The 357-nt window shown below is 42.3% G+C and carries 1 protein-coding gene; it reads right to left on the reverse strand.

The genetic code is table 11. From position 1 onward, the window contains the following. Nucleotides 1-157: 157 nt before the first annotated feature. A partial coding sequence (locus P0G09_RS16060) for a Type 1 glutamine amidotransferase-like domain-containing protein (protein ID WP_275253158.1) occupies nt 158-357 on the reverse strand: 200 nt, incomplete at its 5' end.

Consider the following 357-nt stretch of genomic DNA (forward strand, 5'->3'; position numbering starts at 1 on the left):
GCAGCCGGAAAGCAGGCCGCCTCCACGGCGGAAATGGCATCCAGATCTTCAACGGTGGCAGTACGGATCTTTTGCATAGTCATTCTCCAGAGTTTGATTTGTTGAGATGAGTATACCACACCATCCCACAAAGCGCCAGCAAAACAAAAAGAACCACTTAGTCTTTGAAAATAACCTTTGAACCTTCACCATCAATTACAATTCCCTGACGGTTGTTAATTGGGCATAGATTCAAATCCGTAAACTCAGTCATTATTTTCTCGGTAACTTTATTAAATGGTGCTGTAAGATAATGCGGAAGAAAATAGAAATCAATCAAATCAAGCCCTGCATCATCTTCTTGTGAGTAGTCCTCCG

The organism is Faecalibacterium sp. DFI.5.82, assembly GCF_029076575.1.
GTDB classification, from domain to species: domain Bacteria; phylum Bacillota; class Clostridia; order Oscillospirales; family Ruminococcaceae; genus Faecalibacterium; species Faecalibacterium duncaniae.